17 protein-coding genes, 3 tRNA genes and 2 rRNA genes are annotated in these 24,946 nt (G+C 62.7%); 11 read left to right on the forward strand and 11 right to left on the reverse strand.

Annotated elements, in window-relative coordinates; translation table 11 throughout:
- The first annotated feature begins 122 nt into the window (after positions 1–122).
- The 4 genes from K8U54_RS11040 (at position 123) to rrf (ending at position 3,696) form a co-directional block, all read left to right on the forward strand.
- Positions 123–199, forward strand: a tRNA-Ile gene (locus tag K8U54_RS11040).
- Between the two features lie 19 nt (positions 200–218).
- Positions 219–294: transfer RNA gene (locus K8U54_RS11045), tRNA-Ala, on the forward strand.
- Between the two features lie 257 nt (positions 295–551).
- A 23S ribosomal RNA gene (locus K8U54_RS11050) occupies positions 552–3,443 on the forward strand.
- A gap of 137 nt (positions 3,444–3,580) precedes the next feature.
- Positions 3,581–3,696, forward strand: a 5S ribosomal RNA gene (gene rrf, locus K8U54_RS11055).
- A gap of 519 nt (positions 3,697–4,215) precedes the next feature.
- On the opposite strand, the gene K8U54_RS11060 is transcribed toward rrf, so the two are convergent.
- The 9 genes from K8U54_RS11060 to K8U54_RS11100 all read right to left on the reverse strand — a co-directional run bounded on the left by K8U54_RS11060 (position 4,216) and on the right by K8U54_RS11100 (position 13,231).
- Positions 4,216–5,001 carry an HpcH/HpaI aldolase family protein gene (locus K8U54_RS11060; RefSeq protein WP_249910162.1) on the reverse strand — a complete coding sequence of 262 codons (786 nt, stop codon included), beginning with the start codon at positions 4,999–5,001 and terminating at the stop codon, positions 4,216–4,218.
- 10 nt (positions 5,002–5,011) lie between these two features.
- Entirely contained in the window at positions 5,012–5,815 is an 804-nt protein-coding gene (locus K8U54_RS11065) for a carbon-nitrogen hydrolase family protein (protein ID WP_249910163.1), read from the reverse strand.
- A gap of 294 nt (positions 5,816–6,109) precedes the next feature.
- Complete coding sequence (locus K8U54_RS11070) at positions 6,110–7,108, reverse strand: TRAP transporter substrate-binding protein (RefSeq protein ID WP_249910164.1); 999 nt, start codon at positions 7,106–7,108, stop codon at positions 6,110–6,112.
- A gap of 25 nt (positions 7,109–7,133) precedes the next feature.
- The gene (locus K8U54_RS11075) at positions 7,134–8,417 is read right to left on the reverse strand and encodes a TRAP transporter large permease subunit (RefSeq protein ID WP_249910165.1); all 1,284 of its coding nucleotides are present in this window, start codon (positions 8,415–8,417) and stop codon (positions 7,134–7,136) included.
- A complete protein-coding gene (locus tag K8U54_RS11080; RefSeq protein WP_249910166.1) occupies positions 8,417–8,956 on the reverse strand; it encodes a TRAP transporter small permease in 540 nt (179 codons plus the stop codon). Before K8U54_RS11080 ends, K8U54_RS11075 begins: the two co-directional genes overlap by 1 nt.
- A 477-nt stretch (positions 8,957–9,433) precedes the next feature.
- Positions 9,434–10,714, reverse strand: coding sequence for a TRAP transporter large permease (locus K8U54_RS11085; RefSeq protein ID WP_249910167.1), 1,281 nt, complete (start codon positions 10,712–10,714; stop codon positions 9,434–9,436).
- 1 nt (position 10,715) lies between these two features.
- Positions 10,716–11,321, reverse strand: coding sequence for a TRAP transporter small permease subunit (locus K8U54_RS11090; protein ID WP_249910168.1), 606 nt, complete (start codon positions 11,319–11,321; stop codon positions 10,716–10,718).
- Positions 11,322–11,392: 71 nt separating this feature from the next.
- Entirely contained in the window at positions 11,393–12,448 is a 1,056-nt protein-coding gene (locus tag K8U54_RS11095) for a TRAP transporter substrate-binding protein (RefSeq protein ID WP_249910169.1), read from the reverse strand.
- A gap of 111 nt (positions 12,449–12,559) precedes the next feature.
- On the reverse strand, positions 12,560–13,231 hold the full coding sequence (locus K8U54_RS11100; RefSeq protein WP_249910170.1) for an RraA family protein: 672 nt from the start codon (positions 13,229–13,231) through the stop codon (positions 12,560–12,562).
- 107 nt (positions 13,232–13,338) lie between these two features.
- Between K8U54_RS11100 and K8U54_RS11105 the strand changes: the two genes are divergently transcribed.
- On the forward strand, positions 13,339–14,259 hold the full coding sequence (locus tag K8U54_RS11105; RefSeq protein ID WP_249910171.1) for a LysR family transcriptional regulator: 921 nt from the start codon (positions 13,339–13,341) through the stop codon (positions 14,257–14,259).
- A 20-nt stretch (positions 14,260–14,279) separates the two neighbouring features.
- On the opposite strand, the gene K8U54_RS11110 is transcribed toward K8U54_RS11105, so the two are convergent.
- A complete protein-coding gene (locus K8U54_RS11110; RefSeq protein WP_249910172.1) occupies positions 14,280–15,110 on the reverse strand; it encodes a DUF1206 domain-containing protein in 831 nt (276 codons plus the stop codon).
- 206 nt (positions 15,111–15,316) lie between these two features.
- Positions 15,317–15,393, reverse strand: a tRNA-Arg gene (locus K8U54_RS11115).
- A gap of 337 nt (positions 15,394–15,730) precedes the next feature.
- Between K8U54_RS11115 and gabD the strand changes: the two genes are divergently transcribed.
- From gabD to K8U54_RS11145, 6 genes are all read left to right on the forward strand, one after another.
- Positions 15,731–17,179 (forward strand): NADP-dependent succinate-semialdehyde dehydrogenase, encoded by a 1,449-nt coding sequence (gene gabD / locus K8U54_RS11120; protein ID WP_249910173.1) that lies wholly within the window; start codon positions 15,731–15,733, stop codon positions 17,177–17,179.
- A 150-nt stretch (positions 17,180–17,329) separates the two neighbouring features.
- The gene (gene gabT, locus K8U54_RS11125) at positions 17,330–18,610 is read left to right on the forward strand and encodes a 4-aminobutyrate--2-oxoglutarate transaminase (RefSeq protein ID WP_027909035.1); all 1,281 of its coding nucleotides are present in this window, start codon (positions 17,330–17,332) and stop codon (positions 18,608–18,610) included.
- Between the two features lie 282 nt (positions 18,611–18,892).
- On the forward strand, positions 18,893–19,969 hold the full coding sequence (locus K8U54_RS11130) for an FAD-dependent oxidoreductase (protein ID WP_249910174.1): 1,077 nt from the start codon (positions 18,893–18,895) through the stop codon (positions 19,967–19,969).
- 356 nt (positions 19,970–20,325) lie between these two features.
- Entirely contained in the window at positions 20,326–21,720 is a 1,395-nt protein-coding gene (locus K8U54_RS11135) for a methyl-accepting chemotaxis protein (protein WP_434060023.1), read from the forward strand.
- A 364-nt stretch (positions 21,721–22,084) separates the two neighbouring features.
- The gene (locus tag K8U54_RS11140; protein ID WP_249910176.1) at positions 22,085–23,452 is read left to right on the forward strand and encodes a glutamine synthetase family protein; all 1,368 of its coding nucleotides are present in this window, start codon (positions 22,085–22,087) and stop codon (positions 23,450–23,452) included.
- A 129-nt stretch (positions 23,453–23,581) separates the two neighbouring features.
- A complete protein-coding gene (locus tag K8U54_RS11145; RefSeq protein WP_249910177.1) occupies positions 23,582–24,895 on the forward strand; it encodes an NAD(P)/FAD-dependent oxidoreductase in 1,314 nt (437 codons plus the stop codon).
- The last annotated feature ends 51 nt before the right edge of the window (positions 24,896–24,946 follow it).

Here is a 24,946-nt window from a genome sequence, read left to right on the forward strand (position 1 = left end):
GCTTGATTCATTGTAGAAGACGATGCTGTAACGCCTAGGCTAGGCCGGTGCTCAGTTGGTTGGAGCGCACCCCACGCTGTTGTAGAGAGTAGGGTGAGGTCGGCTTGGTGCCGCCCTGTTATAGGTCTGTAGCTCAGTTGGTTAGAGCGCACCCCTGATAAGGGTGAGGTCGGCAGTTCAAATCTGCCCAGACCTACCAATTCAGGTGCAGATGATACGGGGCCATAGCTCAGCTGGGAGAGCGCCTGCCTTGCACGCAGGAGGTCAGCGGTTCGATCCCGCTTGGCTCCACCACTATCTGGTTGCAGTCGTTGCGTTGAGAGCTCAGAAATGAGCATTCCTGTTTAGGCAGTGTGAATGTTGATTTCTGGTCTTTGACCAGTCGAAACATCGTTCTTTAAAAATTTGGGTATGTGATAGAAGTGACTGATTGATTACTTTCACTGGTAGTCAATCTGGTCAAGGTAAAATTTGCGTTGTTCTCAAGTGCAAATTTTCGGCGAATGTCGTCTTCACGTTATAGACAGTAACCAGATTGCTTGGGGTTATATGGTCAAGTGAAGAAGCGCATACGGTGGATGCCTTGGCAGTCAGAGGCGATGAAAGACGTTGTAGCCTGCGATAAGCTTTGGGGAGTCGGCAAACAGACTGTGATCCAGAGATCTCTGAATGGGGGAACCCACCTAGCATAAGCTGGGTATCATGCACTGAATACATAGGTGCATGAGGCGAACCAGGGGAACTGAAACATCTAAGTACCCTGAGGAAAAGAAATCAACCGAGATTCCCTTAGTAGTGGCGAGCGAACGGGGACTAGCCCTTAAGTTGATTAGAGTGTAGTGGAAGGCTCTGGAAAGTGCCGCCGTAGTGGGTGATAGCCCCGTACACGAAATGCTCTTATCAATGAAATCGAGTAGGACGGAGCACGAGAAACTTTGTCTGAATATGGGGGGACCATCCTCCAAGGCTAAATACTACTGACTGACCGATAGTGAACCAGTACCGTGAGGGAAAGGCGAAAAGAACCCCGGAGAGGGGAGTGAAATAGAACCTGAAACCGTATGCGTACAAGCAGTGGGAGCCTACTTTGTTGGGTGACTGCGTACCTTTTGTATAATGGGTCAGCGACTTATATTCAGTGGCGAGCTTAACCGAATAGGGGAGGCGTAGCGAAAGCGAGTCTTAATAGGGCGTTTAGTCGCTGGGTATAGACCCGAAACCGGGCGATCTATCCATGGGCAGGTTGAAGGTTAGGTAACACTGACTGGAGGACCGAACCGACTACCGTTGAAAAGTTAGCGGATGACCTGTGGATCGGAGTGAAAGGCTAATCAAGCTCGGAGATAGCTGGTTCTCCTCGAAAGCTATTTAGGTAGCGCCTCGTGTATCACTGCTGGGGGTAGAGCACTGTTTCGGCTAGGGGGTCATCCCGACTTACCAAACCGATGCAAACTCCGAATACCAGCAAGTGTCAGCACGGGAGACACACGGCGGGTGCTAACGTCCGTCGTGAAAAGGGAAACAACCCAGACCGTCAGCTAAGGTCCCAAAGTTATGGTTAAGTGGGAAACGATGTGGGAAGGCTTAGACAGCTAGGAGGTTGGCTTAGAAGCAGCCACCCTTTAAAGAAAGCGTAATAGCTCACTAGTCGAGTCGGCCTGCGCGGAAGATGTAACGGGGCTCAAACCATACACCGAAGCTACGGGTTCAACGTAAGTTGAGCGGTAGAGGAGCGTTCTGTAAGCCTGTGAAGGTGAGTTGAGAAGCTTGCTGGAGGTATCAGAAGTGCGAATGCTGACATGAGTAACGACAATGCGAGTGAAAAACTCGCACGCCGAAAGACCAAGGTTTCCTGCGCAACGTTAATCGACGCAGGGTGAGTCGGCCCCTAAGGCGAGGCAGAAATGCGTAGTCGATGGGAAACGGGTTAATATTCCCGTACTTCTAATTACTGCGATGGAGGGACGGAGAAGGCTAGGCCAGCACGGCGTTGGTTGTCCGTGTTTAAGGTGGTAGGCTGGTTTCTTAGGTAAATCCGGGAGATCAAGGCCGAGAGCTGATGACGAGTTGTCCTTTAGGACGATGAAGTGGTTGATGCCATGCTTCCAGGAAAAGCTTCTAAGCTTCAGGTAATTAGGAACCGTACCCCAAACCGACACAGGTGGTTAGGTAGAGAATACCAAGGCGCTTGAGAGAACTCGGGTGAAGGAACTAGGCAAAATGGCACCGTAACTTCGGGAGAAGGTGCGCCGGTGAGTGTGAAGGGTTTACCCCGTAAGCACATGCCGGTCGAAGATACCAGGCCGCTGCGACTGTTTATTAAAAACACAGCACTCTGCAAACACGAAAGTGGACGTATAGGGTGTGACGCCTGCCCGGTGCCGGAAGGTTAATTGATGGGGTTAGCTAACGCGAAGCTCTTGATCGAAGCCCCGGTAAACGGCGGCCGTAACTATAACGGTCCTAAGGTAGCGAAATTCCTTGTCGGGTAAGTTCCGACCTGCACGAATGGCGTAACGATGGCGGCGCTGTCTCCACCCGAGACTCAGTGAAATTGAAATCGCTGTGAAGATGCAGTGTATCCGCGGCTAGACGGAAAGACCCCGTGAACCTTTACTATAGCTTTGCACTGGACTTTGAGCTTGCTTGTGTAGGATAGGTGGGAGGCTTTGAAGTGGGGACGCCAGTTCTCATGGAGCCATCCTTGAAATACCACCCTGGCAACCTTGAGGTTCTAACTCTGGTCCGTTATCCGGATCGAGGACAGTGTATGGTGGGTAGTTTGACTGGGGCGGTCTCCTCCTAAAGAGTAACGGAGGAGTACGAAGGTGCGCTCAGACCGGTCGGAAATCGGTCGCAGAGTATAAAGGCAAAAGCGCGCTTGACTGCGAGACAGACACGTCGAGCAGGTACGAAAGTAGGTCTTAGTGATCCGGTGGTTCTGTATGGAAGGGCCATCGCTCAACGGATAAAAGGTACTCCGGGGATAACAGGCTGATACCGCCCAAGAGTTCATATCGACGGCGGTGTTTGGCACCTCGATGTCGGCTCATCACATCCTGGGGCTGAAGCCGGTCCCAAGGGTATGGCTGTTCGCCATTTAAAGTGGTACGCGAGCTGGGTTTAGAACGTCGTGAGACAGTTCGGTCCCTATCTGCCGTGGACGTTTGAGATTTGAGAGGGGCTGCTCCTAGTACGAGAGGACCGGAGTGGACGAACCTCTGGTGTTCCGGTTGTCACGCCAGTGGCATTGCCGGGTAGCTATGTTCGGGAAAGATAACCGCTGAAAGCATCTAAGCGGGAAACTTGCCTCAAGATGAGATCTCACTGGAACCTTGAGTTCCCTAAAGGGCCGTCGAAGACTACGACGTTGATAGGCTGGGTGTGTAAGCGTTGTGAGGCGTTGAGCTAACCAGTACTAATTGCCCGTGAGGCTTGACCATATAACACCCAAACAATTTGGCTGTTAGACGGTTGAAGTCGACAGTAATGCCGAAGATTTGCGAGAACACGTAATACCAACCGATATCACATACCCAATTCGCTGCAGCGGCTAAACCCCGAAGCAGCAACCCGTTTGCTTGACGACCATAGAGCGTTGGAACCACCTGATCCCATCCCGAACTCAGTAGTGAAACGACGCATCGCCGATGGTAGTGTGGAGCTTCTCCATGTGAGAGTAGGTCATCGTCAAGCTTCTACCCGAAAGCCCTGGTCAGTTTACTGATCAGGGCTTTCTCTTTTTCGCTCGAATGATGGTGTGGCTGTGAGAGTCCCGGAGTGCCGGCCAGATCATCGTCAAGCTTCTATAAGAAACCCCAGGTCTCGACAGAGATCTGGGGTTTCGTCTTTTCGGCTCACAAAAACCGAAAGATGCAGGGCAGGCAGGTGGTAGGAAGCAAGCTGCCCCGGGTATCGCTGCGCTCAACCGCAGGCTACGGAAGAAATAGACGTAAAGGCTCCACGGTCGCAGAGTTGCTGGTGGAAGGGTGGAGCGTCTTCCACCCTACGGTGCATATAGAACTCTCGTGACCCAGTGAGCTGGTCGGAGCACGGCGCCGTTCGACTATCTCCTGCTTACGCACAGCGCATGTGGCGTCGTAGCCTGACTGCAGACTCTCCAGCTCGGCTCTTCGGTAGCGGGCTCCTCAGGCCCAGTCTGCAGAAACGAAAAAGCCCGCATAGCGCGGGCTTCGTGGGTTGGGGGTTATCTGGTTACTGCAGCTGTTCCCTCACCGCAGCGATGCTGCGTCCCGCCTGGTTGAGCCAGGACAGGTCACTGCCCATCAGCAGCATGTCACTGCCCATGTCGCGCAGTCGCCTGGCGGTCTCGCCGTCGGCCGGGAAGCAGGGCACCATGACCTGGATACCGCGGGCATGGCATTTCTCGATCAGCAGTTCCAGGCGTTGCAGCACTTCGGGGTTACCCAGGCGGTAGTCGACCGGTAACTGGCGCGACAACGAATAGTCGGCCGGGCCGAAGTGCACGGCGTCGATGCCCTCGACGTCGAGGATCGCGTCGATGTTGTCGAAGAACTCGTAGCTCTCCGCCATCGGCACGATCACCGTGCGCTCGTTCTCCGCCTGGGTATAAGTGCCCCAGTCGAAGTTCGGCCCGGCGTAGCCTGCCGAACGCACCGAGCTGTCACCGCCACGGCGGCCCATGGGTGGGAACTTGCTGCTGCGGATGATGCTGCGCATCTGCTCGGCGTTGTGCACCTGCGGAATGATCACGCCGCTGGCACCCATTTCCAGGGCCTTGCGGATATCCCAGTCAAGGGTGCCACGCACCCGTACCAGGCTATGGATATTCGAACACTTGGCCGCCAGGATCAGCTTCTCCATGTCGCGGTCGACGCCGAGCGAAGTGTGCTCGGCATCGATGAACACGAAGTCCAGGCCCCAGTTGCCGGCCACTTCGATGGGCATCGAAGCGGTACTGTAGATGTTCATGCCATAGGTGGTGCCGCGTGCCATCAGCTGTTTCAGTGTGCTGGTCATCGGGGTGCCCTCAGATGCGGTAGGTGTCGGGCAGGCGATCCCGGAAGGGATGCACTTCGAACACGCCGGGTTCGCGGATCAGCGACTTGTTGCGGGCCTTCTCCACGTCGATCTCTACGGTGAACACGCCATCTTCCGCGCCGGCACGTACCAGCGTCTTGCCGGACGGCTCGATGATGTGGCTCATGCCGATGAACTGCATGCCGCCGTCCATATCGTTACGGTTCGGCGCCACGAAGTAGACGATATTCTCCGCCGCTCGCACGGTGCTGAAGATGTCCGGCAGCATACGTGCCTGCTCTGGCCAGGCGGCCGGCAGCACGACGATGTCGGCGCCTTCCAGGGCCAGGGTGCGGACCACTTCCGGGAAGCGGATCTCGTAACAGATGGCCATACCGATGCGACCGATCTCGGTATCGAAAACCGGTGGCGTCCATTCATCCGGGGTGTCGGTGAAGCGGTCGCCAATCATGAACGGCAGGTGACGCTTGCGGTGCAGGCCGACGATGCCTGCGGGGCCGATCAGCGCAGCGGTATTGAAGATGGCATCCGGCAGTCGTTCGTAGAAGCCGGCGATGATATAGATGCCGGTCTCTGCGCTTACCGCCAGCAACGGGGCCAGCGCCTCGATCCCGATGGCGCCACGCTCCAGCTCTTCACGGCTGTCGAAGGAGCCGCCGGTAAGCAGGCATTCGGGGAAAGCGATCAGGCGTGAGCCTTCACGCGCCGTCTGACGCGAGAGCTCGGCGACCTTCTCGATGGTCTGGGTCGGGTTGCCCGGAACGGGGTGGATCTGCGCGACCGAAATTTTCATGGGTTTCCTCTATGGCTGGCAGAGCGCGCCCAGGGGATCGGGCGCGCTTGTTCGTGCAGCGACGCTGCGGTGCTTAGGTTTTTTCATGATCGTCGTGTGCATGAGGTGGCCGCTCCAAGGCAAAAGCGGCCATTCGAAGCGGCTGCTTTTGTGGGAGGGGCTTTAGCCCCGATGTGCCTGACTAGGCGCAAAGAACTCGAGGCTAAAGCCTCTCCCACAACCTTCTCACCGGCTGCTTGCGCCCCTTAGCTGCCAAAATCGACGAACCTGGGTTGGAAGATCATGAACAGGTGTTCAGGGCTGGGTGACGTCCATGGCCTCGTACACCTTCTTCACGAGCTGCGGATCGATCTTGGCGGCGTACTTGTCGACGACCGGGCGAATCCTCTCCTGGATGCGCGCGACTTCCTCGTCCGGCAGCTCGTTGACCTGCATGCCGGAGGCCTCCAGCTCGGCGATGGCCTTGCTGTCCGCCTCGCGGGAGATCTGCCGCTGCTCGAGGCGCACCTCCATGGCCACCTCGCTGATCAGCTTCTTCTCGTCGTCGTTGAGCGTGTCCCAAAAGCCTTTGCCGATCAGCACGATCTGCGGGTTGTAGTTGTGATGGGTGAGGCTCAGGTACTTCTGCACCTCGTTGAACTTGGAGGCGAGGATCAGCGCGGCCGGGTTTTCCTGGCCGTCGACGGTGCCGGTCTCCAGCGCCGTGTGCACTTCGGTGAACGGCAGCGGTGTCGGGTTGGCACCGAGGGCCGACCACACGTCGAGGAACAGCGGCGATTGCTGGGCGCGGATCTTCAGCCCGGCGATGTCTTCCAGCTTGGCCACCGGGCGCTTGTTGTTGGTCAGGTTGCGTACGCCCAGCTCCCAGAACGCCAGGCCGACCAGATTCTGTTCGGGTAGCTGGTCGGTGAGCATCTTGCCGACCTCGCCATCGAGCATGGCGTCGACCTTGGCGGTGTCGGTGTACAGGAACGGGAAATCGAGGATGCCGAAGTCGGTGACGTGGTTGAGCATCAGCCCGGCGTTCCAGGTCATCATCTCTATCACTCCACCCTGCAGCGACGACAGCACCTGTACGTCACCACCAAGCACGCCGTTGGGGAAGGTGCGTACCTTGATCTTGCCCCCGCTGCGCTCGCTGACTTTCTCGGCGAACAGCTCCATGCCGATGGCCGGCGGCGTGCCCTTGGGGCTGGTGGCGGCGAACTTGATGGTGTGCGAGTTGTACTCGGCGGCAAAGCTCAGGCTGCTGGCCAGCAGCAAGCCGGCCAGTGCGGTCAGTTTCATCTTCATGGTGAAATCCTTGTTGTGGTTGTTGTTATTTGGCGAACCATTCGGCCGGCACGGTGACCAGCTGCGGAAAGGCGACGAGCAGGAACAGCACGACGATTTCGGCGATCAGGAACGGGAAGGTGCCCTTGAGCAGCGCCTCATAGCGCATTCGGCCGATGCCACAGACCACGTTGAGCACCGTGCCTACGGGTGGGGTGATCAGGCCGATGGAGCAATTGATCATGAACAGCACGCCGAAATAGATCGGGTCGATGTCCGCCGCCGTCACCACCGGCACCAGGATCGGCGCGAGCAGCAGCACGGTGGGGGTGAGGTCCATGACCATGGAAATCACCAGGATCAGCAGCATCAGCACCAGGATCAGCAACTTCGGGTTGTCCATCACCGGTTCGATCAGGTCGATGATCTGCCCGGGTATATCGGCGATGGTGATCATCCACGCCGGGATCGAGGCGGCGGCGACCAGGAACATCACCGCTGCGGTGGTCTTGCCGGCACGCAGCAGCAGCGCGTTGAGGTCCTTGAGGTTCAGCTCGCGGTACACCAGGGCGGATACCAGCAGCGCATAGACGCTGGCCACGGCGCCCGCTTCGGTCGGCGTGACCACCCCGAAGCGCAGGCCGACGACGATGATCACCGGCAGCATCAGCGCCCAGATGCTGTCGACGAACGCCTTGGCGCGTTCCTTACCGCTGGCTTTGGGGCTCAGTTGCACATCGGTGTCGCGGCGCGACACCAGCCACCAGGCCACGCACAGCGCCACGGCGATCATCAGCCCCGGGGCGATGCCGGCGAGGAACAGCTTGGTGATCGACAGGCCGGACGCCACGCCGAGCACCACGAAGCCAATGCTCGGCGGGATGATCGAGCCGAGTACCGAGACCGAGGCGATCAGGCCACCGGAGCGGTTCTTGTTGTAGCCGGCGATGACCATCATCGGCAGCAGCAGCGCGGTCAGTGAGGCGGCATCGGCCAGTGCCGAGCCGGACAGGCTGGACAGCAGCACGCCGGCGAAGATGGTCACGTAGCCTAAGCCACCACGCAGGTGGCCGACCATGGCGATGGCCAGGTTGATGATGCGCTTGGACAACCCACCGCTGTTCATCACCTCACCGGCGATGATGAACAGCGGAATGGCCAGCAGGGGGAAGCTGCCGGCGGAGTTGATGATGTTCTGCGCGATGATCTGCCCATCGAATAGGCCCAGCAGCCACATCAGCGCTACGCCGCAGAGGATCAGGGCGTAGGCGATGGGAGCGCCGATAAGGATGGCGGCCATCAGCACGCCAACGAAGACGGTAAGGGCCATTACTTCAGTACCCCAGGTTGGGTGGTCGGTGCGACATGGCTGTCGGGCTCGGCGGTGGGCGGGATGTAGCTGCCCGCCGGCCTTCTCAGGTTGCCGATCATCTGCACGGCGATCAGCACAGCGCTGAGCACCGAGAACACCAGGCCGGCGCCGTAGAACAGCGCCATGGACACACCGGTCGAGGGGGCGCCGACGTGCAGGTTGATCAGCGTCTGCTTCCAGCTGCCCTGCAGGAACAGCCAGGTGACGTAGAGCATCAGCACCTGGGTGAGCAGCAACAGGTATTTGCCGACCGTGGGCGATACGCGGCTGGTCACGATATCGACGCCGATATGGCCGTTCTCGTGGAGCATCAGCTGAGCCCCGGCGAACACCAGCCAGACGAAGGCCAGCCGCGAGATCTCCTCACTGAAGAACAGCCCGGAGTTGAAACCGTAGCGCAGAACCACGTTGGAGAAGATCAACAGGGTGATGCATACCAGGCTGGAAACGATCAGCACTTTCAGCGTGGCGAAGTAGATAGTCAGAATGCTTTTCATGATGCGCTCTCCGGCGAATGGGCAGATGAGCGAAGCAGGAAAGTTGCCTGGTTTTCGGCGCGCACGAAGGCGTCCGATACGGCAGCGCTGGCCGTGTCGTCGGGGGCGGGCATTGATCACCTTTTTATTATTGGTTGGATGTTTATATGCGGTAGTTGATTCTTTTCTGAATGCCGATAAGTGTCAACGCAACTGCCCGAAGAGTCGGATTCAATGTTTTTATTAGGCTGATAAATATGACTGCGCAAGATGCACGTCTACCTACAACGGTGCAAACCATGCACTGTTGCTTGCAGCTAGTTGCGTGAGTAATCAGGCAGGCAGCCGAGCGCCGCCGGCCTTGCAGGCATACGGGATGTGATAGGGAAAAGTAAGCGCCGTGCACCTACATGCAAATCCTTTTGCAGAAGTTGTCGAGTAATTAGAGCGCTTGATTAGCTCCAGGCAGGTTTATAGATATCAAGTTTTATAAGATGTTCAGGCGAACTGTGGCAGCCACAGGGCCAACTGCGGGAATACAATTAATAACGCGATAAGTAACAACAGCACGAAGCAGAAGGGTAATGCACCGTAAATCACATCCATGAAGTTGCCCTTGTTACGAATACTCTGCACCACGAACAGGTTCATGCCGAACGGTGGGGTTATCTGACCCATCTCGCAAAGCACGATCAGGATCACCCCGAACCACAACGGGTCGAAACCCAGCGCGACGATTACCGGCACCACCAGCGGCGCGGTGGTGATCAGCATCGCCAGGGTGTCCATGAAGCAGCCGAGCACGATGTAGAACAGGATGATCGCCAATAGCGTGGCCATTGGCGACATGTCCAGGTCGGTGACGAAGCTGACCAGTGTGGGCGTCAGGCCGATGGCCGACAGCACGAAGTTGAGAAAGAACGCCGACAGGGTGATGAAAATGATCATCCCGCTGGTGCGCATGGTCGATTCGAACGCCTGCCCCAGGTTCTGCCAGGTGAAGGTGCGGCGCCACAGGCCCAGGCCGAACGCCGCCAGCACACCGAGTGCCGCCGACTCGCTGGCGGTGGCGAAACCACTGTAGATGGCGCCGACCACCAGCACGAAGATCGCCAGCGGCGGTAGCAGGTCGGGAATGCTCGCCAGGCGTGCGGCCCAGTTGACGTGTTGCCGGGTGCCGCCGAGCCTCGGCCAGATCATGCAGGTGATCACGATCATCGCCACGAACATCACGCACAGCAGCACGCCGGGAATGGTCGCTGCCAGGTAGAGCTTGGGCACCGAGATGTTGGCGATCAGCGCGAACAGGATCATGTTGATCGACGGCGGAATCAGAATGCCCAGGGTGCCGCCCGCCGCGATGGAACCGAGGAACAGCGGCGCCGGATAGCCCTTGCGCACCTGCTCCGGCAGGGCGATGGTCGAGATGGTCGCCGCCGTGGCCACGCTGGAACCGCTGGTGGCGGAGAACAACGCCGAGGCGCCGATGTTGGAGTTCATCAGGCCGCCCGGCAGCCACGACAGCCACTTGTCCGCCGCGCTGTACATGCGTCCGGCCACACCCGAGCAGACCAGCAGCTCGCCCATCAGCACATACAGCGGAATGGCCACCAGCAGGAATTCGGCGCCGGTACTCCAGGCGATCTCGCCCATGGCATTGCTCAGCGGCAACGTCGAGAACAGCTCGGCCAGCGACATGCCCAGCAGGCCCACGCTGACTGCCGCGGCCACGCTGAGGCCGAGCAGGCCCAGCAATACGATCAGGGTGAATGCCAGCATCTCAGCGACCCTCCCGGGTGGTTGCACCACGGCTGGAGCGAGACTCTTCCTCGATCTCCTCCTCGACCGAATTGATGCCGATCAGTGCGTTGGCGGCGGCCCAGCGTTGCTGACGCAGCTGCATCAGGCTGTTGTAGCCCAGTACCAGAATGGTCGAGGCGAAGAACAGGTAGCCGGCGAACCACAGCGACTGGGGAATCCACTGCGGCACCTGCAACGGGGTGGTGGAAATCGAGCGATAGGCGATGGAATCCCACAGCACCCCACCGACATGCAGCAGCAGCGTGCCGACGAACAGCGCCATGCCGGCCAGGGCCAGCAGATCCAGGCCGACCCTGGGCTTGAGCGACAGGCGCGAGTAAAGGATATCCACGCGCAGGTGGGAGCGCCTGAGCAGCGCGATGGGAAAGGCCCAGGCGCTGACGATGGCCAGCACGTAACCGGCGATCTCGTCGGCACCGCCCATGGAAAAGCCCAGCAGGCGGCGCAGCAGCAGGTCGATGCTGATCATCAGGGCCGAGCCCATCAGCGCGATGCCGCCCATCCAGGCGCTGGCCCGGGCGATGCGATTGATGAGCCGGAGGCTCGGGGTGTCGTCAGGTTGCATGAGCAGGTTTCTCCGCGAACGGGTGGAGTTCAGCGCGGCAAGCGCCGCTTCGGGCGAGGCTTTCGCTGTGCTCAGGGATCTTTCAGCGCTACGCCGATCGCCTTGCCCGCCGTGGCGTTCCATTGCTGCACGCAGTCGGCGCCACAACGCTTGCCCCAGTCATTGGCGATGCGCAGCACGACCTCGCGCAGCCTGGCGCGCTCCTCGTCGCTCGGCGCACTGGCCTGCATCGCGGCGGGGTGATGAATCTGGCAGTCGGCGGCGCCGGTGTTGCAGGCCAGCGCATAGCGGTTCTCCCGGGCGGTTTCCGTCCACAGGGCATCCTCCAGCACCTGCGCCTGGGCCAGCAGCAGGCGCTGCACATCGGGGGCAAGTTGCTGCCAGCGTTGCAGGCCCATGGCGTAGAAGCCGATCGACCAGTCCACCGGCAGGTCATAGACGTGGCCCGCCACGTCGTACCACTTGGCGGCATTGCCCGAACCCATGCCGGTTACCGCGCAGTCGATGACACCGGTCTGCATGGCCGTGACCACCTCGGCGAAGGGCAGGGTGACCGGCGATCCGCCGAGCGCGCCGACCATGTCGGCCATGTTGCGACCGCGCACCCGCACCTTGCGGCCCTTGAGGTCGGCGAGCCCATTCACGGCATCGCGGCAGAAGAACACCTGGGCGGTATAGGGCACCGTGGCCAGCAGCTTGACGCCGTGGCGCTCGGCCATGCGGGCCTCGAGCACCGGTTTGTAGGCATCGGCGATCTGCCGTGCAGTGGCGATGTCGGCGGCCATGCCGGGCAGGTCGATGCCCTCGAAGGCCGCATCGTCGCCGGCCACGAAGGCGAACACGCCCATGCCGATCTCGACGGCGCCTGCGCGCAGCACGCGCACCATCTCCGGGCCCTTGAGACCACTTTCAGAGAGGCCCATCAGGCGTGCGGTGATCGTGCCACCCGAGTTGGCCGGCAGGGTTTCGGTCCAGAACGGGCGCTCGACGGCGCGAAAGGTGTAGTTGTGGCTACCGCCACCGACCACGTTGAAATGGACGGACGACGTATCGTCCGCAAGTGCGCTGGCGCCAATCGCGCAGCCCAGCGCAGCCAGGATCATCCTGGGGAGCGAATGCAGTTTCATGGTAGTCCTGTTGTTTTTCTGGGGGAGCTACGGGGCAGAAACCTGATGAAAAGTGCAGCGGGTCAGTATTTGAATTGTCATCGCGCCTGACCTGGCGCGGTGCGGCCGAGGTCAGCGTGCCCTGTCGATGGCCGCGTCGATCAGCGGGCGCGAGCCCACCACGTCGGGAAATTTCTCGCCCTGGGCCAGGCGCGCGAGTGTGTGCTTCTCGTTCTCCTGGAATTCGATGGCGCGGTGGGCCAATGCCAGGGCCTGGGCGGGCGGCAGGATGACGATGCCGTTCTCGTCGGCGATCACCGCATCACCGGGCCGAACGACGACCCCGCCGCACTGCACCGCGGTACAGAATTCGCCTTCCTCACCCTTCACCCGCGTGGTGATGGCGCTGGCGCCCCAGGACCACACCGGCACGCCGTGCTGGCGCAGCTCGCCCAGGTCGGTGACGTAGCCGTCGATGATGATCCCGGCAATGCCCGCCTGCTTGGCGGCATAGGCCATGGCACCACCCATGGCCGCGGTCACGCTTTCGCCGCAACGGTCGACCACCAGAAAGTCGCCCGGCCTGGCGCAACCCATCGCGTAATGCAGGATGCCGCCGTCGGCACCGGGCATCTTCACCGTCACCGCGGTGCCCACGCTGCGCACATTTTCGAAGTGTGCGCGTATTTGCGGGCGCACTATGCCGGTGGTGATGAAATGACCGATGGTGGCGGGCTCGGCGCGCAAGAGAACGGAAAGTTCTTCTGGATTAATCGCCTCGGGAAGTGCTTCGATAATATACATGCGCTGTTTAATTATTCGTTTTGGGCAAGAAGTGGGCCCGATCCTAACAAGCATGTTTTTGTGGCGATAATAAAAATCAGCGGACGGAAGTAGGGACGATTTTTATCATGCGAATTACCCTGATGCAGATCGAGGCCTTCTACTGGACGGCCCGATTGGGCGGTGTACACGCTGCATCTCGCCACCTTCACCTGACCCAGCCGGCCATTTCCTCACGCATCCGGGAGATGGAATCGCTGCTCAGCGTCAAGCTGTTCGACCGCAGCAAGCAGCGCATGACCCTCACCGCCGATGGCCATATCGCCTTGCGCCACGCCGAACTGGCGCTCAACAACAGCGTGAAACTGGAGCAGTTCGCCGCCAAGCAGAAGCAGCACCGCCGATTGCGCCTGGGCGCCGACGAATGCTCGGCGATGGTCGGGCTGACCGCGGTGATCGCCGAGATCAAGGCGCACTTTCCCGAGATCACCCTGGAAATCACCATCGACGTCGGCGCGGTGCTCAACCGCAAGCTCAATGATCACGAACTGGACCTGGCACTGCTCACCAACCCGGCGACCCGCGAGGACGTCACCGACATCTTCATCGGCTGGATGACTTTCCAGTGGGTCGCCGCACCGCAACTGGCCATCGACGCCGATCCCTTTTTACCGGAGCACGCCGCGGGTCACCCCATCGTCAGCCACTCGGCGCCCTCGACCCTGTACTCGGTAGTGGAGAGCTGGCTCAAGGGCGGCAACGCACCGTCGGAAGCCTTCCACTCCAGCAACTCCCTGAGCTTCATGGCCAAGCTGGTTTCCGCCGGCCATGCCATCGGCATCCTGCCGGTGCCGCTGATCCGCGAAATGCTCGCCCTCAACCTGCTGAAAACCCTGCCCTGCGAGCCACCCATCCCGCCAGCGCGCTTCTGCCTCTCCTACATGACGGAAATGCCCGACATGCAGATCGATGCGCTGGTGGCGATTACCCGGGAAACCCTGTTGCGGCAGAAGTTTCTGGTCGGGGCGGAGGTGATGGAAGGCGACTGACTGGGTGCCTGGAGCCTGGGTCAGTCGAAGACCGCCGCCGTGTCGATGCGCCGCCAGATCGCTTCGGCAAAACTGTAGAGCGCGAAGGCGATCAGGCCCGCGCCAATCAGGCCCAGCCAGAAGGCGCCGAAGGGCAAGGATTGCAAGGCGTGCAGCGCGTCCTCCAGGCCTGGTGGGGAGGTGGGTTCATAACGGGTACCGCCGCTGAACAGCATGCCGGCCACCACCAGAAAGGAAACGCCGCGGGCGATGAGGCCGACCTTGGAGATGGGCGTTACCCAGCGCATGACGTCATCCGAGGCCGAGAAGTACTTTTCGAACTTGGCTTTCCAGCCCTTGATGATATGGGCGATACCGACGCCCAAAGGCACCAGCGCCACCAGGTAAACCAGATAGTTCGAATACTTCCAGCCCAGCATGCCGGAGAGAAAGTCTTCGCCGCCACCGCCACCCCCGGAGGACTCGCCCAGCGAGCTGCCCAGCAGGCCCAGCGTGAACAGGGTCAGCAGGCTGTAGCTGATGGCGCCGCCGACGAGGCCGGCACGCGCGGCGAGCCCCTTGGCGTCGGTGCCATGGTCTTCCGGGTCGGTGATCGCCTGGGTCAGCCGCCAGGCGGCATAGGCGACGAGCCCGACCACCATGATCCACAGCAGCGTTTCACCGAATGGCTGCCCCAGCAACTGCGAGATGGCGCCTTTGGTGCCGACCGTGTCACTGCTCCCCCAGGCCGCGAGCAGCGCGAAGGTGCCGATGATCAGGTACACCACGCCACGCGCCGCATAGCCGGTTCGAGCGAGCCAGACGATGCCTCGGGAGAGTTCGCCTTTGGCGTGAATGGCCGGGTTGTACATGGTAGGCATCCTGAGTGGGTGAGGGAGATAGCGATGCAGTTGACACCCACGGGCGGATTGCGGTTTCGATTGATTGGCCAGCGGTTTCGGAAAGGCGCGGTGGCGGCGCCGAAAGACCTGCCTGGCGCCAGAAACGACAAAGCCCGCACAGGGCGGGCTTCGTGTTGTGTTTCCTGGTCACCTGTCGGGTGGAGGAAACAGCGATATGGCGCACTCGGCGGGATTCGAACCCACGACCCCTGCCTTCGGAGGGCAGTACTCTATCCAGCTGAGCTACGAGTGCGTTGCGGGGCGCAATCATACCCATGTCGCTGGCGTGCGTCCATGCTGGTCGTAGCGCTCGTTCGGCGGCTGGCTTGGGCTATAAAGAAAACCGTCGGGGATCCCCGCCCATCTGCGGGCTGTTAATTTTCTCGAACATCCTATTGCCCTTTGGGTGAGCTGATCTTAGGATCTGTTTGATATTTCAAACGTCGGTGTTTGCCAGGCTGAGCGCCCGGTTACACGCCGTTCGAACTGCCAGGCAGTGGCTGATCTGTCGCTCTATCCCTACCTGGGTTCGCTCCCAGCTTCTTTTCGTCATCTCCTGGCGCCATGGTGCCGGGACAGAGGAGACCGCCATGCAACTGAAAGACGCGCAACTGTTCCGCCAGCAGGCTTTCGTCAACGGCGCCTGGGCTGATGCCGACAGCGGCCAGACCATCAAGGTGACCAACCCGGCCACCGGTGAAGTGATCGGCAGCGTACCGAAGATGGGCGCCGCCGAAACCCGCCGCGCCATCGAAGCGGCCGACAAGGCACTGCCGGCCTGGCGTGCACTGACCGCCAAGGAGCGTTCCGCCAAGCTGCGTCGCTGGTACGAGCTGATGCTGGAGAACCAGGACGACCTGGCGCGCCTGATGACCATCGAGCAGGGCAAGCCACTGGCCGAAGCCAAGGGCGAGATCGCCTACGCCGCCTCGTTCATCGAATGGTTCGCCGAAGAAGCCAAGCGCGTGTATGGCGACACCATTCCGGGCCACCAGGCCGACAAGCGCCTGATCGTCATCAAGCAACCGATCGGCGTCACCGCCGCCATCACCCCGTGGAACTTCCCGGCCGCGATGATCACCCGTAAGGCCGGCCCGGCCCTGGCCGCTGGTTGCACCATGGTGCTCAAGCCCGCTTCGCAGACCCCATACTCCGCCCTGGCCCTGGCCGAGCTGGCGACCCGTGCCGGCATCCCGGCTGGCGTGTTCAGCGTGGTGACCGGCAGCGCCGGTGAAGTGGGCGGCGAGCTGACCGGCAACCCGATCGTGCGCAAGCTGTCGTTCACCGGCTCCACCGAGATCGGTCGCCAGCTGATGGCCGAATGTGCCCAGGACATCAAGAAGGTCTCCCTGGAGCTGGGCGGCAACGCGCCCTTCATCGTGTTCGACGATGCCGACCTGGACAAGGCCATCGAAGGCGCGATCATCTCCAAGTACCGCAACAACGGCCAGACCTGCGTGTGCGCCAACCGCATCTACGTGCAGGACGGCGTCTACGAGGCCTTCGCCGAGAAACTCAAGGTCGCGGTCGAGAAGCTGAAGATCGGCAACGGCCTGGAAGACGGCACCACCACCGGCCCGCTGATCGACGAGAAGGCCGTGGCCAAGGTCAAGGAGCACATCGAGGACGCCGTTGCCAAAGGCGCCAAGATCCTCTCCGGCGGCAAGACCCACGCCCTGGGCGGCACCTTCTTCGAGCCGACCATTCTGGCCGACGTGCCGAAGAGCGCGCTGGTCTCCAAGGACGAAACCTTCGGCCCGCTGGCGCCGCTGTTCCGTTTCAAGGACGAAGCCGAAGTGATCGCCATGGCCAACGACACCGAGTTCGGCCTGGCCTCCTACTTCTACGCCCGTGACCTCTCCCGCGTATTCCGCGTGGCCGAGGCACTGGAATACGGTATGGTCGGCATCAACACCGGTCTGATCTCCAACGAAGTGGCGCCGTTCGGCGGCATCAAGGCCTCGGGCCTGGGCCGTGAAGGCTCCAAGTACGGCATCGAGGATTACCTGGAAATCAAGTACCTCTGCTTGAGCATTTAAGCTGATCGACCTGCGCCGCTGCGGCGGCGCAACACACGTTTCTCCCTGTATCCCGCAAGGCCCGGCAGTCGATCATCGCATGCTGTCGTGGCTGCAGCGGGATGCGTCATCCTTGAACCACACCGACGATGAGCGGTGAATGAGGAAGCCATGAGCAAGACCAACGAATCCCTGCTGCAACGCCGCCAGGCCGCCGTACCGCGCGGTGTCGGCCAGATCCACCCGATCGTCGCCGAGCGCGCCGAGAACGCCACCGTGTGGGACGTCGAAGGCCGCGAGTACATCGACTTCGCCGGCGGTATCGCCGTACTGAACACCGGCCACCTGCACCCGAAAGTGGTCGCCGCCGTTCAGGAGCAGCTGACCAAGCTGACCCATACCTGCTTCCAGGTGCTCGCCTACGAGCCCTACATCGAGCTGTGCGAAGAAATCGCCAAGCGCGTACCGGGTGACTTCGCCAAGAAGACCCTGCTGGTCACCTCCGGCTCCGAAGCGGTCGAGAACGCCGTGAAGATCGCCCGTGCCGCCACCGGCCGTGCCGGCGTGATCGCCTTCACCGGCGCCTACCACGGCCGCACCATGATGACCCTGTCGCTGACCGGCAAGGTGGTGCCGTACTCCGCCGGCATGGGCCTGATGCCTGCTGGCGTGTACCGCGCCGTTGCGCCGTGCGAGCTGCATGGCGTCAGCGAAGACGAATCCATCGCCAGCATCGAGCGCATCTTCAAGAACGATGCCCAGCCCCAGGACATCGCCGCGATCATCATCGAGCCGGTACAGGGCGAAGGCGGTTTCTACGTCAACTCGCCAGCCTTCATGCAGCGCCTGCGCGCCCTGTGCGACCAGCACGGCATCCTGCTGATCGCCGATGAAGTGCAGACCGGCGCTGGCCGTACCGGCACCTTCTTCGCCACCGAGCAACTGGGCGTGGTGCCGGACCTGACCACCTTCGCCAAGTCCGTCGGCGGCGGCTTCCCGATCTCCGGCGTCAGCGGCAAGGCCGAGATCATGGACAAGATCGCCCCCGGTGGCCTGGGCGGCACCTATGCCGGCAGCCCCATCGCCTGCGCCGCGGCCCTGGCCGTGCTCAAGGTGTTCGACGAAGAGAAGCTGCTGGATCGCTCCAACGCCGTTGGCGAGAAGCTCAAGGCTGGCCTGCGTGACATCGCCGCCAAGCACAAGGTGATCGGCGACGTGCGCGGCCTGGGTTCGATGGTCGCCATCGAGCTGTTCGAAGGCGGCGACCACAGCAAGCCGGCTGCCGAGCTGACCGGCAAGATCGTCGCCAAGGCGCGCGAGAAAGGCCTGATCCTGCTGTCGTGCGGCACCTACTACAACGTGGTGCGCTTCCTGATGCCGGTGACCATCCCGGACGCCCAGCTGGAAAAAGGCATCGCCATCGTGGCCGAGTGCTTCGACGAACTGGCGTAAGCCACAGCGTTGCAAAGGACCCGCTTCGGCGGGTCTTTTTTTGCCTGCGTTTTAAACCGCCGTACAGAGTCCGGGGGTTGCAGCGCCTGAGTGATAACCGCAGGACAAATGTGTCGAAAACCCGCCGCAAGCGTCTCTTCACTTGCTCGAAACGGCCTGTTGCCGCCATGCTCCATCGACCCGTCGCGGGAGGGATCATTGCGCGCCTGTTTCGGTCAAAGCTCGCGGTGCCTGCCCAAGGTGCAGCACGTCGCTCCCAGGCTCTCAAGGATATCGGTGTAGATGATTGACCACGATCTGTTGCTGGTAGGCGCAGGCCCGGCCCATCTTGGGGTTCTGCGGCGCTGGGCGCTGATCGAGCGACCGGCGGGGCGTATCGCCCTGGTGGCGGGTGCCGAGCACACCTGGCACGCCGGCATGCTGCCCGGGCTGGTGGGTGGTCGTTATTCGCCCCAGGATTGCCAGATCGGCCTGAGCGCACTGTGCCAGGCGGCGCAGGTCGAGCTGATCGTCGCGCCCGTTGCTGCGCTGGACGCCGCCACCCGCCAGCTGACCCTGGCCGATGACCGCGTGCTGCAGGGCAACTGGCTGTCGCTCAACGTCGGCGACCGGGTTGCCTGCCCGCCCCGTGAAGGCGAGGGCATGGACGTGCTGGCGGTGAAACCGGTCGATCAGTTCATCAGCGGCTGGCAGGCCTGGCAGCGCGACCCGCAACCCCTGGCCATTCTCGGTGGTGGTGTGGCGGGTGTGGAAATGGCTCTGGCGCTCGCCGATCAGGTGCCGCAGCTGGCGCTGTTCTGCGGTGAGCCGCTGCTGGCCGGGCACTGCGCCGGTTTGCGCATGCGCGCCTGGGGGCACCTGCGCATGCGCCGCGTGCAGGTGCGCGAGCACTGCCCGATCAGCCGTATCGACGGCAACTGCCTGATCAGCGGTGAGGCCTCCGTGTGGCACGGTGGCCGCCTGCTGCTGGCCAGCGGGGCCCAGGCGCTGCCGTGGATCGCCACCAGCGGCCTGAGCTGCGACGGCGACGGCTTCGTGCACACCGCCCCCACGCTGCAAAGCCATTCCCACCCCCAGGTGTTCGCTGTCGGCGACTGCGCCAGCCTGCCCGGCGTGCGCAAGAGTGGCCTGTATTCGATGCGCCAGGTGCCGGTGCTCGCCGCCAACCTGTCTGCGGCCCTGCGCGGCGGCGTGCTACGAGACTACAAGGCGCGCGGCCAACGCCCCCTGCTGCTGGCCAGCGGCGATGGCGGTGCCCTGCTGGGGTGGCACCAGTGGAGCGCAGGCGGGCAGCTCTATGGGCGCTGCAAGGACTACTTCGACCGCGCCTTCGTCAAACGCCATCGCCTCGAACGCTAATCGGCGTTTGCACTCTGCGACCAAAGTGCCATAGCCCGACACGCCGTCCAGTGATCAACTGATTCGCTTGGCCTTGCTGCTACAGATTTAGCCCGCACGGTCGATGAGCTAGGGATAGACGCGGCACTCTGCCGAGCGGCCAGGTTGGCTGCCAGCGCCGCACCATAAGAACAACGAGGTGCACCATGGACGTAGGGTTTACTCGTGATCGGCTCGCTTTGGCCTTGCATGTGCTCGGCCTGGTGACGTTGCTGGTGGTCTGGCAGCAGCTGCAGATGCCGCCTTACCTCGCCGCCGTCGCGCTGCTCTTGCTGGCGCTGTGGCCGTGGCTCGGCCCCTGGCGACGCCCGGCTGCTATGGCGTCTACAGCCGCCCCCGCGGCGTCGCTGGACACGCTGAGCCAGAGCCTGTCGCAGCACACCTGCCATAACGCCTTGTCCGCCGCTCAGGTGGCCTTCACCGTGCAGCAACTGGCCGGCCGGTTGCAGTCGCAGCTGGCCGCGGTCGAGCAGATCAGCGAAGGCGCCCACGCCGTGACCCATACCGAGCAGAGCAATGCCGAGCGTGCCGGTCAGACCCTTGGCGCCGCGCAGACCGTGCGCGCCAGCAGCGCCAGCGGCCAGACCGAGCTGCAGCAGGCCATCGCGCGGATGCAGCAGCTCAGCGCCCAGGCGGCGGCCAGCCGCGAGTTGATCGATGGCCTCGGCGCGCGGACCGAGCAGATCGAGCAGGTCACCCAGGTGATCCAGTCCATCGCCAGCCAGACCAACCTGCTGGCGCTCAACGCCGCCATCGAGGCCGCCCGCGCCGGTGAGCAGGGCCGCGGTTTCGCGGTGGTCGCCGACGAAGTGCGCAGCCTGGCCGGGCGTACCGCCAGCGCCACCGGCGAGGTGGGGCAGATGGTCGCCGATATCCGCCAGCAAAGCGCGGCGGTGGTCAGCCATATCCAGCGCCAGGCCGAAGAACTCGAAGCGGCCGCCCGGCAGGTCGAGTTCACTGGCGAGCAACTGCGCGGCATCGCCGACCTGGCCGCCGATGTCGATGCCCAGGTGGCGCAGATCAGCGCCGGCACGGCGAGCAATCACGGGCATCTGGCCGAGTTGCTGGTGGCGGTGGAGCAACTGCGGAGCGACGTGCGCAGCAGCGAGGATCAGACCCGCCAGCTGGGCAAGGCCGCCGAGCAACTGGTCGGCCAGGCGGAAAGCGTCAGCGAGCAGCTGGCCAGCGTCGGGCTCGACGACTACCACCAGCGCATCTACGAGCTCGCCCTGGAGGGCGCCGCTGCGATTGCCAGGCAGTTCGAGGCCGATGTCCAGGCCGGGCGCATCAGCCTCGCGGACCTGTTCGACCGTCAGTACCAGCCGATCCCAGACAGCTTCCCGGCCAAGTTCCGCACCCGCTTCGACAGCTACGCCGATGGCGTGCTGCCGGCCATCCAGGAGCCGCTGCTCAAGCGTCACGAAGGCCTGGTGTTCGCCATCGCCACCACGCCGGAAGGCTACGTGCCGACCCACAATCAGGCCTTCAACCATCCGCCCACCGGTGACCGCGCCGTGGACACCGTGAAGAGTCGCAGCAAGCGGCTGTTCAACGACCGCACCGGCATCCGCTGCGGCAGCCACCAGCAGCGCGTGCTGCTGCAGACCTACATGCGCGATACCGGTGAGCTGATGCACGACCTGTCGGTACCGATCCATGTGCAGGGCAAGCATTGGGGTGGTTTGCGCCTGGGCTACCGGCCGGAGCCGTGAGCGTGATTGTTTAGCCAGTGGCGATCTGAAGGTACGGCAATAACGATTTAACCTGACTGTCGCGGCGTGCGAGCCTCGGGGCATGTCTATCCCGGTCTGCCGTCCTGCCCACGCTCTTGCCCTGCCAGCCTTGCGCGCGCGGGGCCGGGCGCCCGAACCCACGGCATTGCCGCAGATCCTCGCCTTCTGGGCGCTCTGGCATTGCCGCCACGCCCGCCCGCCTGACGTCCTTTCCGCCCGCTGACTCCGATGGCTGCGCCATGTCCGCAGCCGCTGATGCCTATTTGTCTGCCTGCGCCACCTGTTCGCCAAGCGAGCCGGCCGTGCGGACACCGAGCGCCCGACTGGCGCAAGCGAGTGCGATATGACGAGTTTCGCCGCTGTGCAGCAAGCCCAGGATTTCCTGGCCGCTAATCCCGATATCGAATTGATCGAGCTGTTCATCCTCGACGCCAATGGCGTGCCGCGCGGCAAGCTGCTGCACCGCGAGGAACTGCTGGCGCTGTACCAGAGTGGCCGGCCGCTGCCGAGTACGATGCTTGGTCTGTCCATCCAGGGCGAAGATGTCGAGGACACCGGGCTGGTCTGGGAGGTGGGCGATATCGACTGCCGCGCCTACCCGCTGGCCGGCAGCCTGGTGCGTTTGCCCTGGCGGCAGATTCCCACCGCCGCCGTGCAGGTGTCGATGCACCCGACTGAGGGAATGCCAGCTACGCCGGCCGACCCACGGCATTTGCTGCAGCGGGTGATCGAGCAGCTCGAAGCCGACGGTTACCACCCGGTGATGGCCTGCGAGCTGGAATTCTTCCTGCTCGACCAGAAACGCGACGCCCACGGCCGCCCGCAGCCGGCGCTGGACGGCGACGGCGGTCGGCCGCGGCAGACCCAGGTCTACGGCCTGCGCGAGCTGGAACAGATCGAGCCGTTTCTCAAGGACCTCTATGGGGCCTGCAAGGCCCAGGGCATCCCGGCGCGCACGGCGATTTCCGAATACGCCCCCGGCCAGGTGGAGATCACCCTGGAGCACGGCCCGGCGCTCGCGGCCATGGACCAGGCGGTGCGCTACAAGCGCCTGGTCAAGGGTGTCGCCCATGCCCACGGCATGCAGGCGTGCTTCATGGCCAAGCCTTTCGATCACCTGGCCGGCACGGGTATGCATATGCACGTGAGCCTGGCCGATGGGCAGGGCGACAACCTGTTCGCCAGTGAAAGCCCAGCAGGCACGCCGCTGCTGCGCCAGGCGGTGGGTGGCATGCTCGCCAGCCTGCTCGACTCGCTGCTGCTGTTCTGCCCCAACGCCAACTCCTACCGGCGCTTCCAGGCCAACAGCTATGCGCCGCTGGCGCCCACCTGGGGTGTGGATAACCGCACCGTCAGCCTGCGCGTACCCGGTGGCCCGGCCAATACCCGGCACGTGGAGCACCGCATCTGCGGCGCAGATGCCAACCCCTATCTCGCCGCCGCGGCGATCCTGGCCGGGATTCACCGGGGCATCCGCCAGGCGCTGGACCCTGGTGCGCCGGTCGAGGGCAACGGCTATGCCCAGGCTACCGAGCATCTGCCTACCCAGTGGTCGGCGGCAATCCAGGCACTGGAGCAATCCGAGTGGGCGCACGAGACCTTCGGCGCCGATTTCCTCAGGGTCTTTCTCGCGGTCAAGCGCGCCGAATACCGCCAGTTCATGGGCGAGGTCGGCGAGCAGGACTGGCGCTGGTACCTGAGCAATGCCTGATGGCTCCTGTTTGCAAGGCTCGGGGCTGAAGCGGATCGCCGCCCGGCCCCTCCTACACAAGCGCTCTGTGGGCGGGGCTTTAGCCCCGATGGCTGATTTATCGGTGCCAGCGCACCCCAAGGACATGCAATGAACGCAAGCAACCACCCCGTCAAACCCGCCGCCGAGCGTGCGCCGTCCTACTACGCGGCCTCGCTCAACTTCGAGAGCGACTACCCGACGCTGCAGGGCAGCATGACCGTCGACGTGGCCATCATCGGCGGCGGCTTCACCGGCATCGCCACGGCGGTGGAGCTGGCCGAGCGCGGCCTCAAGGTCGCCGTGGTGGAAACCCACAAGGTCGGCTGGGGCGCCAGTGGGCGCAACGGCGGCCAGGTCACCGGCAGCCTGTCCGGCGACGAAGCCATGGGCAAGCAGATGCGCAACACCCTGGGCAAGGAGGTGGACGACTTCATCTGGCACCTGCGCTGGCGCGGCCACGAAATCATCAGCAACCGCGTGGCCAGGTACGGCATCGCCTGCGACCTCAAGCACGGCCACCTGCATACGGCGATGAAGGCCAGCCACCTGGACGAGCTCAAGGCCACCTACGACGAAGCGCTGCGCCGCGGCATGGCGGGCGATGTCAGCCTGCTCGACGCCGCCGGCGTGCGGGCGCAACTGGGCAGCGACCTGTACTGCGGCGCGCTGAAGAACACCCGCAACATGCACCTGCACCCGCTCAACCTGTGTCTCGGCGAGGCCAGGGCTGCCGAAAGCCTGGGCGCGCTGATCTTCGAGCATTCCGAGGTGCTGGCGATCGTCCACGGCCCGCGTCCGGCGGTGGTTACTACGGGCGGGCGGATCGAGGCCAAGCAGGTGCTGCTGGCCGGCGACGTCTACCACAAGCTGGAGCGCCGCCAGCTCAAGGGCCTGATCTTCCCGGCCATGGGCGGCATCGTCACCACCGCGCCGCTGGGCGAGCTGGCCGGCGAGATCAACCCACAGGACCTGGCGGTGTACGACTGCCGCTTCGTGCTCGACTACTACCGCCTGACCGGCGATGGCCGGCTGCTGTTCGGCGGTGGCGCCAACTACTCGGGGCGCGATTCACGGGATATCGCCGGCGAGCTGCGCCCCTGCATCGAGCGCACCTTCCCGCAGCTCAAGGGCGTGCCGATCGACTTCCAGTGGAGCTGCGCCATGGGCATCGTGATGAACCGCATCCCGCAACTGGGCAAGCTGTCGGGCAACGTCTGGTACTGCCAGGGCTACTCCGGCCATGGCGTGGCGACCAGTCACATCATGGGCGAGATCATGGCCAAGGCGATCACCGGCGACCTGGAGCAGTTCGACACCTTCGCCGCCTGCAAGCACATCAAGGTGCCCCTGGGCGACCAGCTCGGCAACCCGATGCTGGCAGCGGGCATGTGGTATTACCAGATGCTCGAGAAGTTGCGCTGACGGCAGTTCGCCAGGGTTGCCTGCACCCTGGCGGTAACGGGCCACAGATTC

It is taken from the genome of Pseudomonas fulva (genome assembly GCF_023517795.1).
GTDB classification, from domain to species: Bacteria; Pseudomonadota; Gammaproteobacteria; order Pseudomonadales; family Pseudomonadaceae; genus Aquipseudomonas; species Aquipseudomonas fulva_D.

Bases quoted from the DNA above. Each gene is read 5' to 3' on its own strand.
- K8U54_RS11060 (WP_249910162.1), bottom strand. From the start codon at position 5,001: ATGACCAGCACACTGAAACAGCTGATGGCACGCGGCACCACCTATGGC.
- K8U54_RS11065 (WP_249910163.1), bottom strand. From the start codon at position 5,815: ATGAAAATTTCGGTCGCGCAGATCCACCCCGTTCCGGGCAACCCGACC.
- K8U54_RS11070 (WP_249910164.1), bottom strand. From the start codon at position 7,108: ATGAAGATGAAACTGACCGCACTGGCCGGCTTGCTGCTGGCCAGCAGC.
- K8U54_RS11075 (WP_249910165.1), bottom strand. From the start codon at position 8,417: ATGGCCCTTACCGTCTTCGTTGGCGTGCTGATGGCCGCCATCCTTATC.
- K8U54_RS11080 (WP_249910166.1), bottom strand. From the start codon at position 8,956: ATGAAAAGCATTCTGACTATCTACTTCGCCACGCTGAAAGTGCTGATC.
- K8U54_RS11085 (WP_249910167.1), bottom strand. From the start codon at position 10,714: ATGCTGGCATTCACCCTGATCGTATTGCTGGGCCTGCTCGGCCTCAGC.
- K8U54_RS11090 (WP_249910168.1), bottom strand. From the start codon at position 11,321: ATGCAACCTGACGACACCCCGAGCCTCCGGCTCATCAATCGCATCGCC.
- K8U54_RS11095 (WP_249910169.1), bottom strand. From the start codon at position 12,448: ATGAAACTGCATTCGCTCCCCAGGATGATCCTGGCTGCGCTGGGCTGC.
- K8U54_RS11100 (WP_249910170.1), bottom strand. From the start codon at position 13,231: ATGTATATTATCGAAGCACTTCCCGAGGCGATTAATCCAGAAGAACTT.
- K8U54_RS11105 (WP_249910171.1), top strand. From the start codon at position 13,339: ATGCGAATTACCCTGATGCAGATCGAGGCCTTCTACTGGACGGCCCGA.
- K8U54_RS11110 (WP_249910172.1), bottom strand. From the start codon at position 15,110: ATGTACAACCCGGCCATTCACGCCAAAGGCGAACTCTCCCGAGGCATC.
- gabD (WP_249910173.1), top strand. From the start codon at position 15,731: ATGCAACTGAAAGACGCGCAACTGTTCCGCCAGCAGGCTTTCGTCAAC.
- gabT (WP_027909035.1), top strand. From the start codon at position 17,330: ATGAGCAAGACCAACGAATCCCTGCTGCAACGCCGCCAGGCCGCCGTA.
- K8U54_RS11130 (WP_249910174.1), top strand. From the start codon at position 18,893: ATGATTGACCACGATCTGTTGCTGGTAGGCGCAGGCCCGGCCCATCTT.
- K8U54_RS11135 (WP_434060023.1), top strand. From the start codon at position 20,326: ATGGCGTCTACAGCCGCCCCCGCGGCGTCGCTGGACACGCTGAGCCAG.
- K8U54_RS11140 (WP_249910176.1), top strand. From the start codon at position 22,085: ATGACGAGTTTCGCCGCTGTGCAGCAAGCCCAGGATTTCCTGGCCGCT.
- K8U54_RS11145 (WP_249910177.1), top strand. From the start codon at position 23,582: ATGAACGCAAGCAACCACCCCGTCAAACCCGCCGCCGAGCGTGCGCCG.